The organism is Actinoplanes sp. NPDC049802, from assembly GCF_040656595.1.
Lineage (GTDB): Bacteria > Actinomycetota > Actinomycetes > Mycobacteriales > Micromonosporaceae > Actinoplanes.
This window is the reverse complement of sequence record NZ_JBFAMR010000109.1, coordinates 1-19,237: the sequence shown is the minus strand read 5'-3', so window position 1 is coordinate 19,237 and position 19,237 is coordinate 1. Positions and strand designations below refer to the sequence as shown.

The 19,237-nt window shown below is 69.1% G+C and carries 9 protein-coding genes, 2 tRNA genes and 2 pseudogenes; 11 read left to right on the top strand and 2 right to left on the bottom strand.

Going from position 1 to position 19,237, the window contains the following annotated elements; all coding sequences use genetic code 11:
• Both AB0I88_RS38250 and AB0I88_RS38245 read left to right on the top strand, forming a co-directional pair.
• Positions 1-322: pseudogene (locus AB0I88_RS38250) on the top strand (hypothetical protein); the annotation flags it as partial.
• A gap of 337 nt (positions 323-659) precedes the next feature.
• Complete coding sequence (locus AB0I88_RS38245; protein WP_361036626.1) at positions 660-1,583, top strand: hypothetical protein; 924 nt, start codon at positions 660-662, stop codon at positions 1,581-1,583.
• 60 nt (positions 1,584-1,643) lie between these two features.
• Here the strand turns inward: AB0I88_RS38245 and AB0I88_RS38240 are convergent, their stop codons facing one another.
• Positions 1,644-1,973, bottom strand: coding sequence for a hypothetical protein (locus AB0I88_RS38240; RefSeq protein ID WP_361036624.1), 330 nt, complete (start codon positions 1,971-1,973; stop codon positions 1,644-1,646).
• A 241-nt stretch (positions 1,974-2,214) separates the two neighbouring features.
• On the opposite strand from AB0I88_RS38240, the gene AB0I88_RS38235 reads away from it, so the two are divergent.
• From AB0I88_RS38235 to AB0I88_RS38225, 3 genes are all read left to right on the top strand, one after another.
• A tRNA-Asn gene (locus AB0I88_RS38235) sits at positions 2,215-2,287 on the top strand.
• A 229-nt stretch (positions 2,288-2,516) separates the two neighbouring features.
• Positions 2,517-3,782, top strand: a complete 1,266-nt coding sequence (locus AB0I88_RS38230) for an NAD(P)/FAD-dependent oxidoreductase (RefSeq protein ID WP_361036622.1) — start codon at positions 2,517-2,519, stop codon at positions 3,780-3,782.
• A gap of 243 nt (positions 3,783-4,025) precedes the next feature.
• Positions 4,026-4,102 (top strand) — tRNA-Ile (locus AB0I88_RS38225).
• Here AB0I88_RS38225 and AB0I88_RS38220 read toward each other — a convergent pair.
• On the bottom strand, positions 4,059-5,465 hold the full coding sequence (locus tag AB0I88_RS38220; RefSeq protein ID WP_361036628.1) for a recombinase family protein: 1,407 nt from the start codon (positions 5,463-5,465) through the stop codon (positions 4,059-4,061). The two genes, AB0I88_RS38225 and AB0I88_RS38220, sit on opposite strands and share 44 nt — an antisense overlap.
• A 35-nt stretch (positions 5,466-5,500) precedes the next feature.
• Between AB0I88_RS38220 and AB0I88_RS38215 the strand changes: the two are divergent.
• The 6 genes and pseudogenes from AB0I88_RS38215 to AB0I88_RS38190 all read left to right on the top strand — a co-directional run.
• Positions 5,501-6,136, top strand: a pseudogene (locus AB0I88_RS38215) (transposase family protein); the annotation flags it as partial.
• A gap of 413 nt (positions 6,137-6,549) precedes the next feature.
• The gene (locus AB0I88_RS38210) at positions 6,550-7,239 is read left to right on the top strand and encodes a transposase (RefSeq protein ID WP_361036620.1); all 690 of its coding nucleotides are present in this window, start codon (positions 6,550-6,552) and stop codon (positions 7,237-7,239) included.
• 198 nt (positions 7,240-7,437) lie between these two features.
• Positions 7,438-11,193: a LamG-like jellyroll fold domain-containing protein gene (locus AB0I88_RS38205; RefSeq protein ID WP_361036618.1), complete on the top strand. Its 3,756-nt coding sequence runs from the start codon at positions 7,438-7,440 to the stop codon at positions 11,191-11,193.
• A 29-nt stretch (positions 11,194-11,222) separates the two neighbouring features.
• Positions 11,223-17,789, top strand: coding sequence for an RHS repeat-associated core domain-containing protein (locus AB0I88_RS38200; protein ID WP_361036616.1), 6,567 nt, complete (start codon positions 11,223-11,225; stop codon positions 17,787-17,789).
• 77 nt (positions 17,790-17,866) lie between these two features.
• Positions 17,867-18,388, top strand: coding sequence for a DUF6346 domain-containing protein (locus AB0I88_RS38195; RefSeq protein ID WP_361036614.1), 522 nt, complete (start codon positions 17,867-17,869; stop codon positions 18,386-18,388).
• Entirely contained in the window at positions 18,388-18,867 is a 480-nt protein-coding gene (locus tag AB0I88_RS38190) for a hypothetical protein (protein ID WP_361036612.1), read from the top strand. Before AB0I88_RS38195 ends, AB0I88_RS38190 begins: the two co-directional genes overlap by 1 nt.
• Positions 18,868-19,237 lie beyond the last annotated feature (370 nt).

Sequence of the window (19,237 nt, the reverse complement as noted above, 5' to 3'; positions counted from 1 at the left end):
CGATCTGGGCATCGACGTCACCCAGCGGATACCGACCGGCGTACACCTCTCCGCCGCCAACGTCCGATACCTGAGCGTCAAGGCGTCACACACCGGCCGATTCGTGCTCGCGGCGTGCTGTCGTGGCCGGGACGGGCCCGCGGCCGCCGGTTCTGTTCGAGATGACGCCGGTGATCCCGGTTCGCCGGCGACAGCGCCGCTTGAGCGCGTTGCCGGGGTGCTGATGCGCGGGCAGTCGCCTCGTGCATTCGCACAGTGGCGTCCGGGCACGCGGCGTACGCACGGGCAGCCGACGATGCATGTCCGTTTGAGCAGAGTTTGAACAAGCCGACTGACCGACAATGCCGTTCCAGGGTGATCCGTAGGTTGCTACTCGCTGGTCACCCCGGCCTTAAAGATCTACATACGTCAATCACTACGGCTGCTTTCGATCATGTTGTGGCTGGTGGCCGAGTCGCACGGTGGGTGCGCCGGTGATCCGTCTCACGGCCCAGGCTCGTACCCAAGGGCAGGCATTCCACGGATGGAGGCGGCATGGCACCCCGGCGGCGTCGGATCGGGCGATCGGGTCCCGGTGTGAAGATGGTCCATACTGGAACGGCTAGCGCGTGCGAATGCACGTGCACCTGCACGGGTGAACTCCTCCGGGGAGGAATTTGATGCGGCTGCGACATCCCTCCGGCCGGATCGTGCATCTCAGCTGCGGCATCAGCCTAGACCACGCGGAAGATGCGGCGACCGTCGTCGACCGGCTCGACGCCGTCAACACCGCCCTCCGCGGCCACTTCGGCACCGGGGCTCTCACCGTCGCACTGCGGTTGCCGTACCGTCTCGCCACCGCCCTCGCCGCGGACGGGCGCGCCCGAACCCGGCTGCGTGCCGACCTCGACGCCCGCGGCCTCGAAGTCGTCACCGTGAGCGGCGCGTCCGGACCCGCGAGCGGCGAGGACCGCACCGACACCGCCGAGGACGGACCGGAAGCCGACTGGAGCGAGCCGGCCCGCCTGCGGCACACCCTCGACCTGGCCCGCATCCTGGTCGACCTGCTCCCGGCAGAGGAGGTCCGCGGCGCCGTCTGCACGTACGGGCTGGGCCGCGCCGACGAGTGGGACGAGGCGAGACAGCGCGCCGGCGCCCGCCACCTGATGCGCCTCTCCGGCGGCCTGGCGGATCTGGCCTGGCGGGTCGGGCGCGCCGTCCGCGCCGGTTTCCAGCCCGGCCCCGGCCTGGTGCTGGACAGCCCCGAGCAGACCGTCACCGCGCTCACCCGGGTCGACAAGGACCGGCTCGGCGTCTGCCTCGACCTGGGCACGGCGCTGCGCGACTGGCCCGCCCCGGAGACCGGCATCGACCGGATGACCGACGCCGGCCTCTCCGTCATCACCGCCCAGATCACCGACCCGGCCGCCGGCTGGCAGCCGATGCTGCGACACCTGCTCGCCGCCGACACCGCCCGCACCGAGTACGTGGTGGTCGACAGCCCCGGCGGCGACGAGCAGCGGGCCGCCGACCTGTCGTACGTGCTGGCCGAACTCACCGCCCTCGGCCTGGTGCCCGAACAGCAGCCCTGCACCGCGCCCTGACCTTCCGCCTGCACACGTAGGGCCGCCCCCATCGGGAGCGGCCCTACGACTATCCGGCGATCAGTACGTGGTGCCGGTGCCGGTGCTGGTGCTGGTGCTCTTCGAGGTGGTGAGGGTGTCACTGGGCGCGATCAGCTCGTCCGTGGTGGCCGAGCCGGTGGTGCCGGTGTTCAGCTTCTCGCCGAGCTTGGACGACTGGAGCTTGTCCTTGCCCTCGGTGTAAAGCTTGTTCGCCTGCGCCTGGGCGACACCCGCGGCCTCCTGAACCGTCGGATGCTGCCAGACCTTCTGAGCGTTGGCCCGGATCTCTTCGTACTTCTCCCGGCCGGCACGGCTGCCCAGGACGAAGCCCGCCGCGAGACCGGTGAGGAACATCAGCTTTCCGCGCATGATGGCGGCTCCTTCCGTTGTTCGACGCGCATGCGTCTACGGGGGTGCATACCCATCCTGGCGGGGGGATACTCCCCGCGTCCTCATCCTGCCGGGGCGATACCTCGCGCGCTCGATTTCGGGCACGTCACCCGGCGCCACGCCCACGGGGGTATCCCGTTGGTGGGGCGCCGCAGTGGTCATGTAGTCTGTTGTCCGTCGCCAGGGAGACCGGGCGGCAGCAGGACAAGCAGTGCAGCAATCCCCGATAGCTCAATTGGCAGAGCAGCCGGCTGTTAACCGGCAGGTTATAGGTTCGAGTCCTATTCGGGGAGCAGTAAACGACAAACAATGCCCGGGCCGTTGCGGTCCGGGCATTACTGTCCTTCGCCTCCATCGTCGAGTCGTCCCGCCCAGGTCAGCGAGCGTGAGACGGCGATCCTTCCGAATCGGGCCGCGCGTCGTGCGTACCGGAGGCTTCGGGGGTTGAAGGGCTTTCTCCTCCCTGGGAATGCGTGCCCGGTTACGCTGGGTTCCGCGTTGATTGCAGCCTGTGGGGTGGACATGTCACAGCCGGTAGAGGTGGACGTCGTCATCATCGGCGGCGGGCTCGCCGGGCTGTCCGCCGCCCGCCGGCTCGATCGGGCCGGCGTCGAATGGCTCCTGGTGGAGGCCTCCGACCGGCTCGGCGGCCGGGTCGCGACCGACGTGCTCGACGGCTGGCGGATGGACCGCGGATTCCAGGTGCTCAACACCGCCTACCCGCGGCTGCCCGCGCTCGTCGACGTGGACGCGCTCGACATGCGCTGGTTCACCTCCGGGGTGCTGGTCCGCCGTGGGCACAGCCTGCACCGGCTGGAGAACCCGCTGCGCGAGCCACTCGCCGCACCGCAGACCCTGATCTCCGGGATCGGCACCCTCGCCGACCGCCTCAAGTTCGCGGCCCTCGCCACCCGCTGCGCCACCCTGCCCGCCGACCGGCTGCTCGAGATGCCGGAGACCACCACGCAGGAGATGCTGCGCGCCGCCGGCCTCTCCCACCGCGTCATCGAAGAGGTGCTACGGCCGTTCTTCTCCGGAGTGTTCGCCGACCGCTCCCTCGAGACGTCCAGTCACGTGGCCGCCATGGTGCTGCGCTCCTTCGCCCGCGGCCGGATCGGCGTGCCCGCCGCCGGCATGGCCGCACTGCCCGCAGCCGTCGCCGGGCCACTGCCCTTTCCCCAACTGCTCATCGGCGCCCGTACGCTGTCCATCGGCCCCGGCATGGTCGTCACCGAAGGCGGTGAGATCCGCTGCCGCGCCATGATCGTCGCCACCGACCCGGTCAGCGCCAGCGTCCTGCTGCCCACCCGGCTGCCCCGGCCCGACGTGCACAGCCTCACCACGTTCTACTTCGGCGCCCCGCACGCCCCCATCGACGAGCCGATCCTCCTGCTCGACGGCGACCGGCGCGAGATCATCGCCAACACCGTCGTGATGAGCAACGCCGCACCCGAGTACGCCCCCAGCGGCAAAAGCCTCATCGCGGCCACCGTCGTCGGCGTCTCGGCGCCGTCCAGCGCGTCCGAGGCCGTCATCCGGGTCGAGCTGGCCCGGATGTACGGAACACCGACCGACGACTGGGAACTGCTCAGCGTGGTCACCATCCCGCAGGCCCTGCCCGCGGCCCGCCCACCCCAGGCCAGACTGCGCAAGCCGGTCAACCTGGGCGACGGCTTCTTCGTGGCCGGCGACCACCGCGACAGCCCCTCCATCCAGGGCGCCATGGCCGGAGGCTGGCGTGCCGCAGGAGCGGTCCTGTCGTCCCTCGGCGCCCGAGTCGGTGTGTAATGCCCGTTACAGGGAGATCCAGCGAGCGGCACAAACCTGGAGAATTACGCCGAGTTCACCACCCAGAACGGCCCCGAATGCCCCAGCCGCAGCGACGAGGAGGCGCCCCGGATCGAGGATCTCCGAGCCGCCCGACATGGTGACGGATCCCCGGCTACAGATCGTCCTACGACCGAAATCCCTGGTGCGGTGATAGATCGCTAGGCTTGGGAGCGGGGCACGGGATAGGATCGCCGCCGGTACGGGGCGGTAGCTCAGTGGGTTAGAGCAGGGGACTCATAATCCCTCGGTCGCGGGTTCGAGTCCCGCCCGCCCCACCAGGTTTGGCATTGCGCGAACCGGATCCGGTTCGTTGCCGTCGCCGGTGGACGTGGCGGGTGTCGCCGCGTCCACCGCGACGGGTTCGTCACGCGGCAGCCGGAACACGGGGATGATCTCGTCGCCGGTGATGCGGATCTCGGCGATCAGTTCTTCGATGATGGCTTTGCGTTCGGCTGAGTCGCCGTTAGTGATCACATGTTCGAGGCGGGCTCGGGTTTTCGCGAGGGTGCTGGGTGACGGTGCTATGGGTTCGTCGCTGATCAGGTCGGTGATCTCGTCGCGGCGGACTTTGAGGGCTTCGATCTCGGTGCGGAGTTCGCGTAGGCGCGGGCCGGTGTCTTCCTCGTCCATGGTGCCGTTCTCGAACGCGGTCCGGTATTTGTCGCGGGCTGTGGTCTTGGCGGTGATGGCGGCTTCGATGGCGTCGAGTTCGGCGTGCCGGTCGGCGTTGGTGTCGTGGTGGTGGGCTCGTGCCTGGTTGATCGCGGTGGCGATGAGGGTGTCGGCGTTGCGGTAGAAGTCGTGCAGGGCTTGGAGGACGGCTTCGTCCATGGCGGGGGCGTCCAGGCGGGGACTGGTGCAGTCGTGGGTGCCGTATCGGCTGTGGGAGTAGCAGGTGTAGTAGTGGTAGCTGCGGGTGCGGCCTTTGGCTGAGGTGCCGATGTACTTGTTCTTGCAGCGTGGGCAGGTGATCAGGCCGGTGAGGTGGTAGTCGGATCCGTTCATGGCTCGCTGGTTGTGGGCGTCGGAGCGGGTGTCGGCGATCTCGCGGATGTGGTGCCAGGTGGGGCGGTCGATGAGCGCGGGGTGGGTGTCGGGGACGTGGGTGTCGCCGTAGACGATGTCGCCGGTGTAGGCGGGGTTCTCCAGGAGACGGCCGATCGTCATGCCGGACCATTTCTTGCCGGTGCGGTTGGTGATGCCGCGCCGGTTGAGTTCGTCGGCGATGGCGCGGGTGCCGAGGCGTTTCTTCACGTACATGCGGACGATTTCGGAGAGGATCGCCGCCTCGTGTTCGTGTGGTGTGAGTTTCTGGGTTGCTCGGTCGATGAGGTAGCCGTAGGGCCGGTTGCCGCCGGGCCATTTTCCTTTGGCGGCTTTGGCGTTCATTCCGTTGATGACGCGGTCGATGATGGTTTCTCGTTCGAATTCGGCGAAGACACCGAGAAGTTGGACGAGCATGCGTCCGATGGACGTGGAGGTGTCGAACGGCTCGGTGGCGGAGGTGAACGCGACTCCGGCGTCTTCGAGTTGTCCGAGCAGGTCCAGAAGGTCGGACAGGCGGCGGGAGAACCGGTCGACGCGGTAGACGAGTAGCACGTCGTATCGGCCGGCGGTGGCGGCGCGTAGGGCGCGTTGCAGGCCGGGGCGTTCGGTGGTGGCTCCGGATGCGTCGTCGGTGAAACGCCATCAGCAAGTCCACCGCCTACGACTACCTCAACGAAGGCATCGACGTCCTGGCCGGCCAAGCGCCCACCCTGCACGGCGCGCTGCTGGCCGCGAAAGCCGCCGGCTACGACTATGTCCTGCTCGACGGCACCCTGATCGAGACCGACCGCGTCGCTACCCCCGGCCCCACCCCCGGCGTGGATCTCTGGTGGGCGAAGAAGCACAAGAACCACGGCGGCAACATCCAGGTCCTGACCGCCCCGGACGGCTGGCCCCTGTGGACCTCGCCGGTCCGGCCCGGCCGCGAGCACGACACCACCTGCCTGCGCACCCACCCCGACCTGCTCAGCACCCTCGCCGCCATCCGCGGCGACCTGCGCACCCTGACCGACCTGGGCTACGAAGGCGAAGCCGACACCGTCGTGGTCGCGTTCAAGAAGCCCAAGAACGGCGAACTCACCGACCTGCAACACACCCTCAACCGCGCCCACAACCGGCTCCGCGCCGTCGGCGAACGCGGCAACAGCCTGCTCAAGGTCACCTTCAAAGCCCTACGCAACATCAGCCTGGACCCCTGGCGCATCGGCGCCATCGTCGCCGCCGCCCTGGTAATCCTCCACACCGAACACGCCCGGACCACCTGAAAACGGACGCTACATGGCGTCACGGCTCGTTACGCGGAAAGGCTCATTGGCGTTGTCGGTCTGGCACACCATCCCGTTCTCCAGGCTGGTGCCGTAGCAGAATGGGCGATAGGTCTGCGTGGGCACCATGCTGTCCATTTCGTGAGTGGCTCGAGCTGGTGCCTGAACGGCAACGAGCGCCACCACCGTGAATACGGACACGGCTACGCGAACAGATTTATACATTCACACGCCTCCCCGCTTGGTTGCCTCATGTTAGTGCCTCGTCAACCGGCTGGATCAGCCGTTCGCTGTCGGATCTTGCGCCCACGGCGAAAGGTCCCGGGGGAAAGCATTGCGAATGTGAAATGTGCGCGGGGCGGCGCCCGTGCGGGGCTTCAGCCTCGATCCATCAGAGGGACCTGAAGAAGTGCGTGCACACCGTCGGCGTGCAACGCCAGTACACCGGAACCGCCGGGCGGATCGAGAATGCCCAGGTCGGTGTGTTTCTGGCAGGCGTCCCGGAGGACGTCGTGTTCGCCACCCGATCCGAGCTGGCCGACGACATGATCACCGCCGCCGTGAACGCCCTGGTCCCGGCCCGATGGGTCGCCGCGGGCGAGGCCTACGGCAACAGCACCCGGCTGCGCGGTGAGCTGTGCAAACTACGCCTGGGCCACGTCCTGGCGGTCTTCTGCGATCACCTCGTGCCGATCGACGCAGGCAAGAGACGCTGCCGCGCCGACCGGCTGGCCGCCGAACTACCCGCCACGGCATGGACCCGGCGCAGCGCTGGCGATGGTTCGAAAGGGCCACGGTTCTACGACTGGGCCTGGCTGGCCGACGTCGGCGCCGACGGCGACGGCCGGCATGGCCTGCTGATCCGCCGCAACAGTACGACCGGTGAGCCGCTGGACGTCCTGGCACCGGTTCACCACCTTCGCGCTGGCAGCCCTCGCCGTCCTCGCGCAATCTCATCCGCGCGGATCTGCGAACCCGGGTGCCGCCCCAGGCAACATACTATTGAAAGTGATCTATATCACAGTCCACTTGTTGGGCTGCAGTCCGTTGTGACGGAATTGCTCTTCATTGACGGATGGCGATCCCTGTCATCGAAGATCTAGTGTGTCCGCCGTATCCGCACATCGATCGGGGGCGCTATGCGGCGAAGGCTTCTACCTGCATGCCTGACGGCAGGTCTCATCGTCGGGGCACTCGCCGTGCCACAGGCGGCACAGGCCGCGGTCGCGTCATGCGATGACGTCGCCACTACGGAATCGGCCGCCACCCAGCTTGCCGTCCGATGCGGCAGCCCGGTCGTCGTGAACTCTTCGCGGACCGAGTTCTCGCAGGTCACCGCGCAGCCGGATGGGCGCCTGAGGTTCGAGTCCTCGGTGGTTCCAGAGCGGGCGCGGCGCGGTGCGGAATGGGCCGAGATCGACCTCGAGCTGCGCCCAGGCAACGACGGGCGGTTGCGCCCGGCGGTGTCGGTGGCGGACGTAGCGTTCTCCGCCGGCGGCAGCGGCCCGCTCGCCACACTGACCCGGGCCGGCCGCACGATGACCATGTCGTGGCCGGGTACGTTGCCCCCGCCGACGGTGTCCGGAGCCTCGGCCACCTACGCCGACGTGCTCGACGATGTCGACCTCGTGGTACGGGCGACCGCGACCGGCTTCACCCACACCATCGTCATCAGGACGGCCGCGGCGGCGGCCCAGGCCGGCGTGCGGGAGATCCGCTTCGAGTTGGGCGGCGACGCCGAGATCCAGTCCGGTGGCGGCACGTTGCGGGCCATCGGCGCCGGTTCCGTTCTCGCCGCTACCGAGCCCGCGCTCATGTGGGACTCGCGCAGAGCGCCCGAGGCGAAGACGTCAACGGAACGGTCCACGGCGTCGCCGGCGGTGTCGGTGTCAACCGCTGAGGGGGCGGGCGACGCCGCCCGGCTGGCGCCCGTGTCGGTCGACCTGGCCGGTGACGACCTAGTGCTGCGTCCCGACCCCACCCTGCTGCAGAACGCCGCCTTCCCGCTCTACGTCGACCCGACATGGTCGGTCTACAAGGCCAAGTGGGCGTACGCCACCGAGAACGGCTCGTCGAACACCGACTACTCCGTCGCCCGGGTCGGCAAGAACCCGGACAACGGCGTGCTCTACCGGTCGTTCTTCCAGTTCCCGACCACCGCCAACGGGGTGTCGTTGAAGAGCAAGCACATCGAGTCGGCCCGGGTGGAGATGAACCTGGACCACTCCTGGTCGTGCGACAACACGGTCACCTCGATGTACGCGACGGCGGCTATCAACGCATCGCCGAAGGCGAGCTGGTCGGCCATGAAGCTGGGCCGCTACCTGGACACCGCCTCGGGTCACGCCAACGAGTCCGGCGGCTGCGACTCGATCCAGGGCGACATGAAGATGAACTTCACCGGCGCCAACGTTACCAAGATCGCGCAGGACGCGGCGACCGGCGGCTGGACGGCCCTCTACCTGGGCTTCACCGCGCGGGCTTCGGACGGGTCCGGCGAGTCGACGCAGGACCGGTGGAAGAAGTTCTTCCCCAACGACGCCAAGCTCTTCGTCGACTACGACACCCGGCCGGGGGCGCCGACATACCTGCAGGCCGCCGGCGTCGCCTGCGGCTCCGGTGTGCTGACCATCGGCACGCTCACCCCGACGTTCTCCGCGATCTTCCCAGACGCCGACAAGTCCGACTCGCTGACCGGCGTGTTCGAGTGGATCGAGGTGCCGGCCGCGGGCATGGGCTCGGTCACCAACACCTCGCCGGCCCGACGGACCGCACCACCGAACAAGACCTCGGTCACCCCGGGCGCGCGGGCCACCTCCGCGACGGTCACGGCCGTCAAGAACAAGACGTACGCCTTCCGGGCCAAGGGCATCGACAAGGCGCCCTACTCGCTGACCAGCAACTGGTCGGCCTGGTGTCAGTTCAAGGTGGACACGACGGTGCCCGCGGTGACCGCGTCGGTCGTGACCCTGCCCACCGGGCCCGGCGGGAAGGCCCGAATCCGCATCCAGTCGACGGCCACCGACGTCACCAAGTTCCAGTACGGCTGGGACGCCGCGACCAAGCCGGTCACGGCGACCGGCACCAACCCTAAGGTCGCCGAGGTCGACGTCACCGCACCGCGCTTCGGCACCAACGTGCTGCTGATCAAAGCCATCGACAAGACGCTCAACGAGGGCAACGGCTCGGTCGAGTTCGAGGTGGGCCGCCCGTCGCCGCCGGTCGCGCGCTGGGGCTTGGAGACCTACCCGGGCATCTCGCAGGCGGCCGCCTTGGCCGACCGGGCGCCGGCACCGGTCGACTCCCCGCTCACCGCCGGCAACATCAGCTGGTCCGGTGACGTACGCCTGAGGGAGGGGCAGACCGCCTCCTTCAACGGCACGTCGTCCGCCGGCACCACGGCGTCCGATCTGGTCAACACGACCGGCTCGTTCAGCGTCGCCGGATGGGTGCGGCTCGGCGCCCTGCCCGCGACCGACATGAAGTTCGCCACCCAGGACGGCACCGACGCCGCCGGGTTCGAGATCGGCGTACGCCGCAGCGGCAGCCCGCTCGTCCCGTACTGGTCGTTCCTCATGAAGGACACCAGCGCACAGTCCAGCACGACCGTGGCGGCCATGTCGACGGCCGCCATCACCACCGCCGACGTGGGCCGCTGGACGCACGTGGCCGGTACCTTCGACGCGCCGGAGAAGAAGCTGCGCCTCTATGTGAACGGGGTGCTCGTCTCCCAGGTCGACCGTGTGGCCGCGCCGTGGGCCGCGGCCGGCCGGTTCGCGGTGGGCCGCGGCTTCGGCCTCGGCGCGCCGGCCAACTTCTGGAACGGCTCGATCGCGGACGTCCAGGTCTTCGACCGGGTGCTCGTGCCGCAGGACTTCACCGGCCAGCTCGCGTCGATGCCCACCTCGGGCGGGTTCGACGAGCCCGGCATCCTGACTCCGATCCAGGTCGGCGCGTGGAACTTCGAGGCTGCGTACCCCTGCTTCGTCACCGACCTGCGGGACACCTGCGAGGTGCCGGACACGACCACGGCGTGGGGCCGGTGGCTGGCGCTGAGCAGGGGCTCCGACGTGGCGGCCGGCCGGTCCGCGAGCAACCAGGGCCTGTGGCTCGACGACCGGTATTTCCCGGACAACGACGGCAACTACCTCGAGACCACCACGGAGTACGGCCGGAGCGCGGTGAAGACCGGGCTCACCGGTCCCGACGGTGACGGCAACGAGTTCACCCGATGGCAGGACCGTCCGGTGCTGCGGACCGACCAGTCCTTCACCGTCTCGGCGTGGGTGATGCTCGGCAGCGAGGAGCCCGTCAGCCGTACGGTGATCGCACAGCGAGGCACGCACGAGAGCGCCTTCTTCCTCAAGTACCGCGGCGACACCGGCACGTGGGAATTCGTGGTCGCAGCCCTGGACGCGACCACCGCGAACTTCGACGGCCTGCAGTCCACCTCGAAGGCAGAGGCCGGGGTGTGGACCCACCTGACCGGCGTCTACGACGCGGCGCGCCAGCACATCCGGATCTACGTCAACGGAACCCTCGAGGGGACCGCGGGTGTCGGCTTCACGCCGTTCAACGCGACCGGCTCACTGCTGGTGGGCCGCAACCTCTACCACGACGCCGTGGTCGACCAGTGGTACGGCGGCATCGACGACGTCGCCATCTACCAGGGCGCGATGACCGAGGGCGCGGTGTCCGCGCTGTTCGACGCCCAGGCGGCGGACGTCTCCGGCGGCAACGTACTCGGGACCGATCAGACGCTGCACGAGCGGGAGGCGCTGCGGTCCAGCGACGGTACCTACCACCTGTGGATGCAGGAGGACGGCAACCTCGTGCTCTACCAGAACGCCACGGCGATCTGGGCCACGAACACCACGGGCAACCCGGGCGCCTCCCTGGTCATGCAGGGCGACGGCAACCTCGTGCTCTACCGCAGCGACCGGACGCCGCTGTGGTCGACCGGCACCTGGAACACCACGGCCGATCGGCTCGTCCTCTACGACGACGGCGATCTGGCCCTTCTCGACACCGCCGGCCAGGTCGTGTGGCGGCGATGAGCGACATGCCGTACAGGGGGGAACGGGGAATGCTCGCGAGGTTGTCGTTCGTCGCCACCGTGGCCACCGCCATGGTCCTGACGCTGGGGGGCATCCCGGCGCAGGCCGCGCGGCCGGTGGAGAAGCCGGAGCCGGCGAGGCCGGCGGCGGAGAAGCTGGACCGCGACGGCCGGCCGGTGACCGGCCGGGCGTGGACGCAGCAGCGGATCAAGGATGAGCCGGTGGCCGAGCCCGTCTGGCCGGAGCCGGCCACCGCTCGGGTGGACCTGTCGGCGCCGGCCGCGCGGTCGGCGGCTTCCACCCGCCGGGCGAGGGCGGGCGCGCTGCCGGTCTGGGTGGGTGACGCGCCGGGTGTCTCCGCGGCGCGCCTGTCCAGCGTGGACGTCCAGGTGGTCGACCCGGCGGCAGCCCCGCCGACCTGGCGTGACGGCATGGTGATGCGGGTGACGGCGCCGCGCGGTGCGAACACCGGCGCCGCGAAGCTGTCGGTGGACTACCGCGGCTTCGAGCGGGCGTACGGCGCGGACTGGGCCTCGCGCCTCAAGCTGTGGCGGGTGCCGCAGTGTGCGCTGACCACGCCCGACGCGGCGGCCTGCCGGTCCGTGCCGCTGCCGACCACGGCCGACACGACCGCCGGTACGGTGTCCGCGACGGTGAACGTGGAACAGGCCGCCACAGCCCGGGCCGCCACCGGCTCGTTCGTGGCCCTGGCCGCCGGCGCGTCAGGCTCGGGCGGTGACTTCGGCGCCACCAGCCTGTCCCCGTCGTCCACTTGGTCCGCGGGCGGCAACTCGGGCGACTTCTCCTGGACCTACCCGGTGCGGGTGCCGCCGGCCACCGGTCCCGCGCCGGAGCTGTCGCTGTCCTACTCCTCGTCGGCCGTGGACGGCCGGTCCGAGGTGACCAACAACCAGCCGTCCTGGATCGGCGAGGGCTTCGACTACGCGCCCGGCTACATCGAGCGCCGGTACGTGCCGTGTGCCGAGGATTCGAAGAACGGCGCCAACAGCACGAAGTCGAGCGGCGACCAATGCTGGCGGTCGGAGAACGCCACGATGAGCCTGAATGGCCGGGGCGGTGAGCTGATCTTCCAGAAGGGCAAGGGCTGGCACAACCGGACCGAGGACGGTTCGAAGATCGAGAAGCTGGACGGCGCATCGAACGGCGACGCCGGCGACGCGGCGTACGGCGACGTGGGCGAGCACTGGAAGGTCACCACCAGCGACGGTACGCAGTACTTCTTCGGCCTCGACGACCTGCCCGGCGAGACGTCGGACACCAACTCGACGCTGACCGTGCCGGTGTTCGGCAACCACTCCGGCGAGCCGTGCCACGCGAGCGCGTTCACCTCGTCGGACTGCAAGCAGGCCTGGCGCTGGAACCTGGACTACGTCGTCGACGTGCACGGCAACACCATGTCGTTCTGGTACGGCAGGGAGACCAACAAGTACGCCCAGAACGCGACCGACTCCGCCGACGTCACCTACGACCGGGCCGGCTACCTGACCCGGATCGACTACGGCACGTACGACCGGACGCAGGCCACGCACGGCGTCACCGAGCGCAACACCACCCCGTACGCGCAGGTGGTCTTCGACACCGACATGCGGTGCTTCCTCGACTGCGGCACCGAGGCGTCGCCGAAGACGGCGAACTGGAAGGACACTCCCTGGGACCAGGAGTGCAAGGAGAGCGCGACCTCGTGCTCGGGTGACTACTCGCCGACCTTCTGGACGGCCAAACGGCTCAAGTCGATCACCACGAAGGTGTGGGACACCAGCGTCTCGCCGGCTCGCTGGCAGGAGGTCGACCGGTGGACGTTGAAGCACACCTTCGCGGCCACCGCGGACTCGACGCACACCGGCCTGTGGCTGGAGCGGATCGACCACACCGGCCTGGTCGGGGACGAGGCCGCCCTGCCGCCGGTGACCTTCGAGGCGGTGTCGATGGCCAACCGGGTGCTGACCGCGAACGGCAGCACCGACAACTGGCTGCGGATCTCCAGCATCGTCACCGAGTCGGGTGCCCGCATCAAGGTCGACTACTCCGAGCCGGAGTGCACCGCGGCGATCGTCAAGACGATCGATCCGCACACCAACACCCGGCGCTGCTACCCGGTGAAGGTGCCCGACCCGAACGACCCCAGCGGCGAGAAGATGGTCGAACAGTGGTGGCACAAGTACGTCGTCACGCACGTCGCCGAGGACGACCTGCAGACACCGACCGGGCATCCCGCACCCAGCAAGCACACCCGCTACCAGTACGTGGGTGACCCGGCCTGGCACTACGCCGACGACGACGGCCTGTCCAAGCCCGACCGCAAGACGTGGGGTCAGTGGCGCGGGTACGCCGAGGTCCGCACCCAGGTCGGCGACGAGCCGAACACCCGGACGCTGACCGTCACGAAGTTCCTGCGCGGCATGCACGGCGACCGGGCCGCGCCGTCCGGCGGCACCCGCACGGTCACCGTGCCCGCCTCGGTCGGCTCGGAGACCGTCTACGACGAGGACCAGTTCGCCGGGCAGGTCCGGGAACAGGGCGTCTTCAACGGTGTCGACACCAAGCCGGTGTCCAAGACGGTCAACGTGCCGTGGCGGTCCAACCCGACGGCCAGCCGCACGATCAACGGCGACACGGTCGAGGCCCGCTACGTCAACACGGCGGTCAGCTACTCCGCGGAGGCGCTGGGCGTGGACGGCAGCCAGGGCTGGCGCACCTCCAGCGGCCGCAAGAGCCTCGACCAGACGTACGGCACGGTGAACTGGTCGCAGAACGACGGCGACATCGCCAAAGCCGGTGACGAGAAGTGTGTGGCGTACACGTACAACCGCAACTTCACCAAGAACCTGCTGCAGACGGTGAGCCGGACGCTGACCACCGCGCTGCCGTGCGGCACCGCGCCGTCGAGCGTCGACGACGTGATCTCCGACGCGCGCAGCTACTACGACGGGGCCACCAGCCTCACCACGCCGCCCACCTTCGGCTCGGTCACCCGTACCGAACAGCTCAAGGACTGGGTCGCCGGGACCGGCACGGTGTGGCAGAAGGTGTCCGAGTCGACGTACGACAGTGCCGGCCGCACCCGCTCGACGACCGACATCAAGAACAACGTCACCGAGACGATCTACACCCCGGCGGTCGGCGGGCCGGTCACCAAGGTGGTCACGAAGAACCCGCTGGGCTGGACGACGACCCTGCACTCCAACCCGTACTGGGGCTCAACCACCAAGCAGTACGACCAGAACAACCGGCTCACCGCGGACGTGGACTACGACGCGCTCGGCCGGGTGGCCCGGGTGTGGCAGCTCGGCTGGACGCGGGCGGCCAACCCGACGAAACCGAACGCGCAGTTCGAGTACCGCTTCGCGCCGAACCGGGACGCGTACCCGTACGTGAGAACTCAGGCATTGAACGCGGACGGCAACACCATGACCTCGTACGAGATCATGGATGCCCTGATGCGGCCGCGGCAGACCCAGTCGATGTCCCTCGGGGGCGGCGGGGACCGGGTCGTCACCGACACCATCTATGACGAGTTCGGCCGGGCCGCCACGACCTACGGCGCGCACGCCGAGCCGGGTGCGCCCTCCGGCACTCTGTGGTGGGAGCCGGAGTGGTCGGTGCCGTCGGTCGACAAGAAGATCTACGACCGGGCGGGCCGCGTCACCGACGCGATCTTCTACAGCGGTGACGGGGTCACCAACCTCGTGGAACAGTGGCGCACCGTCACCGCGCACGAGGGCGACCTGGTCAAGGTGACCCCGCCGAAGGGCGGCACGGCGACCACCAAGGTGACCGACATCGACGACCAGGTCGTGGCGTTGCGGCAGCACACCACGGCGGCCGGCGTCAACGGCCCGTACGTCGAGACCAAGTACTTCTTCAACCGCAAGGATCAGCAGGTACGGGTGGTCGACGAGGCCGGCAACGAGTGGCTCAGCGGGTACGACGCCAAGGGCCGGCTGGTGAGCACCACCGACCCGGACAAGGGCACCACCCTCACCGGCTACAACGAGTTCGACGAACTGGAGAGTACGACCGACGCCCGCGGCGAGAAGCTGTTCTACACGTACGACACGATCGGGCGGAAGAAGCAGGTGCGCGACGACTCGGCCACTGGGCCGCTGCGCGCCGAGTGGAAGTACGACAGCCTCTACGGCGGGCAGACCGGCTTCAACGGTGAGCTCACCCAGGCCGTCCGGTACGAGCCGGCCGGGTCGGCGAACGCCTACCGCTGGCAGGTGCGCGGCTTCACCGCCCGCTACCAGCCGACGGGCGTCAACTACGTGATCCCCGAGGCGGAGACCGGCCTGGCCGGCACCTACATTTACGCCTACAAGTACTCCGACGTGACCGGTGCGCAGACCTCGATGTCCTACCCGGCCGCCGGTGGCCTGGTCACCGAGGAGCTGACCACCGACTACGACGCTGCCACCGGCCTTCCGACCCGGCTCGACACCACCCTGACCGGGTCGGCCGGCACGATGGCCACCGCCTCCTACACCGCGTACGGCGAGCGGTCCGGCTCGATCTACAAGATGCCAGGCGGCAAGTGGGTCCAGGACGTCATCCACCGTGACGAGGGCACCCGCCGGATCTCCCGCACCACCGTCAAGCGCGAGTCGGTGTCCGGCTCGGTCGCGGATCGCCACTACGCGTACGACGAGATCGGCAACATCTCCTCGATCGAGGACAAGCCGGAGGTCGGCACCGCCGAGAAGCAGTGTTTCCGCAACGACCCGCTGGGCCGCCTCACCACCGCGTGGACACCCAGGACGACGGTGGACTGCAAGACCGATCCGGCCGTCGCGGACCTCGGCGGGCCGGCACCGTACTGGCAGGACTGGACCTTCGACGTCACCGGCAACCGGCTCACCGAGACCAGCCACGTGGCGGCGGGGAACACCCTGCGCGAGTACGCGGTGCCGCAGGGCGGCAAGGACGTGGCCCGGCCGCACGCGGTCACGGGCATGACCACCACCGCCCCCGGCCAGGCGGCCACCACCACCGAGTACCGGTACGACAACAGCGGCAACATGGTCTGCCGCCCGGCCGCCGGTGGCACCGGCAACGACTGCGACACCAACGCGAACAGCCAGACCCTCAGCTGGGACGCCGAGGGCGAGCTCGCCGCGGTCACGGCCGGCAGCACCACGGTGGAGAGCAATCTGTACGACGCCGACGGCGACCGGCTGATCCGGCGTGACGCCGGCGGCACGACGCTGTACCTGCCCGGCCAGGAGGTCCGCCGGCAGGGATCTACCACGATCGGCACCCGCTACTACACCTTCGCGGGCACGATCTGCGGTTCCCGCCAGGCGTCCTCGGCGATCAACGATCTGACCTGGCTGTTCACCGATCACCAGGGCACCCAGCAGATCGCCGTCAACGCCGGCACGCAGGCGGTGACCATCCGGCGGCAGACCCCGTACGGGGCGTCGCGTGGGGCCGGCACCGCGTGGGTCAACGGCAAGGGCTTCGTGGGCGGCGACAACGACCCGAGCGGCCTGGTCAACATCGGTGCCCGCCGGTACGACATGGCACTCGGCCGGTTCATCAGCGTCGACCCGGTAATGGACCTCGCCGACCCGCAACAGTGGAACGCGTACTCCTACGCCTACAACAGTCCGATCAGCCACGCCGACCCGAGCGGCGAGGACCCGTGCCCGGGCGGTGGCGGCGGCTGCTACTACGACGGCACCACCACCCGCCACGACGGTGTCACCAAGGAGCAGATGGACCGCGGCATGGAGCTCAGCCGCAAGTACACTGCGGAGATCAAGCGCAAGAAGACCGTCGAGCGGCAGACGGAGCAGGCCAACCAGCAGCGGGCCGCACAGGAACGGGAGCGCAAGCACAAGGAGTGCCAGGCGAGCTTCTGGTGCCGCAGCAAGCAGAAGGCGAAGAGTATCGGTTCCGCGGGCATGGACTTCATGGCCAAGCACGCCGACGTGGTGGGCGTGGTCGCCGGCGTGGGCGTCGGCCTCGCGTGCACGGCGCTCACCGGCGGCGGTGGTGCGGTGCTCTGCGGCGCCCTCGGTGGCGCGGTCACCGGCCTGGTCACCGCCGGTCTCGAGTGTTACGGCGGCGACGAGAGCAAATGCGGGGTCGGCAACCTCGCCACCGAGGCCGCGATCGGCGCCGGGCTGGGCGCGCTCGGCGGCGGGGTCGGCGCGGTCGGCGGTGGCCTGCTCAAGGGCGGCCTGTCCGGTGCCAGATCCGCCGTGACCTCGCTGCCGAAACAGACGCTCGGCGCCGTCCGCGAGATCTTGCCGCAGAAGGCCAGCGTCGCGATCGGCGGGCACGCCAAGGCGAACGCCAGCTCCTTCATCCGGGCCACCCGCTCGACCTGGGGCCTGGACGTGAGCCGCGCCGGCGGCGGTGCCCTGGGACACCTCAAAGTTGCTGGCAGCACGGTGGGTCTGGTAATCAAAGGCGGGTTCTCCGCCGAGGGCATCGCGGGTGGCGTCGTCGGGGGCCTCGCGCCGACGACCAAGGACGACCTCAGCGAGTTCATGTCGAAGGGTCCGTCGTGGCATCCGATAAACACGCCGGTGCAGATCTTCGGTGGTTTCGCGGGAGGAGCGTTCCCCTGACCGATCGTCCTGCCGACGCCGACTACTCCCGGAAGGTCCGAGCCCGGGAGGAGTCGGCGTGGCAGCGGTACGGGCCGGTGCGGTACCGGCTCGCGAAGCTGCTCCGGCTCGCCGTCCTGCTTGCGGTCGCCTACCTGTCGACGATCGTGATGAACACGCTGGCCGGCTTCTATCCCGGCACCGGCTCGGTCGGCCCGCAGGGGGCGGCCGAGCGGCCGGTGCAGGTGACGGTGGAGAGCTGCGAGCGGGTCGGTCCGCTGCACGACCGGCGGCTCGGCCTGTGGTGGATTTGTCGGGTGCGGCTGCCCGACGGCGCACTGGCCGAGGTCGACCGGTCGATCCTCACCGCCGACGACGTCGGCCACACGGTCGAGCTGCAGCAGGCCTGCTTCGACGAGTCGACCGGCCGCTGCGGCCTCGGCAAGCCGACCGGCGCCGGTTGGGAGCTCTACGCCGGGGCCGTGCGCTACCTAGGCTGGGGCCTGCTCGCCGGCCTGCTGGTGTGGGCCTTCACCTGCCTGCTCGCGGCGGTCGTCGGCGCGCCCGGATACGTTTCGTTCATCGACTGGTGGCAACGGAGAATGGTGAGAGGCCGGTAATGATCGACGCGGACAGCTACCTGCAGGGCATCGAGGAGCGACTCGTCGCCGACGGCTGCGAGGTGACGCACGAGCCGCTCGGCCTCGTCGGCTACCAGGCCCGAATGAAGGCGCTGGTGCGCGGCCACATCTTCCTGGTCGCGGCCAAGGCGGACACGGTCGGCGAGACCGAACTCAGCGAGTTCGCCGCCGAGGCGGTCAACCTGGCGGTCGAGCGCAAGGGCCAGTGGCGCGGTTTCCAGTCCGGCGTGGTCGTGCTGCCGGTGCTGGTAGCGCAGAGCGCCGACCAGGGCGCCGTGGACATCACCCAGCGTCCCCACCGGCTCAACCTGGGCGGTTTCGCGGCCCTGGCCCAGCCGGCCGTCGTCGACCTGGCGGCCGGCCGGTCCTACATCTTCCGCGGCACCCGCATCTGGGGCTACGCGTTCAACGCCCTGATCAAGAAGAAATTGGCCTGCTACCTCCCTGACCCCGCCTGACCGGCTTCACTAGACCGCATTCGCGGCGTACTGATGATCTCGTGTCGATGTCTCGCTCAACACCGTTGAGTTAGGGCCCGCAGGGAAACAACACGCCGACTTCCAGTTTCGGCTCCGCAAGTCTGGTAGCACCGTTGTGGCCTGCATGGACGGGCTATGCCGGACCCGATCCGGCCCGGCGCCTGCGGGGAGAGTCCTTGCAGGTGGAGAGCCAGCCTTACCAGATCAACGGCCACCGGTTCGCGAACCTACGTGTTGATTGTCGGCGAGCTCTTAGCTTGTGATTAAACCTTTTGTTGGTTGTTGTGGCTGGTTGTCGCGTTCTGGTGTTCGGTCTTGCCGACCGGTGGGTGTGGCCTGACGTGCTTGT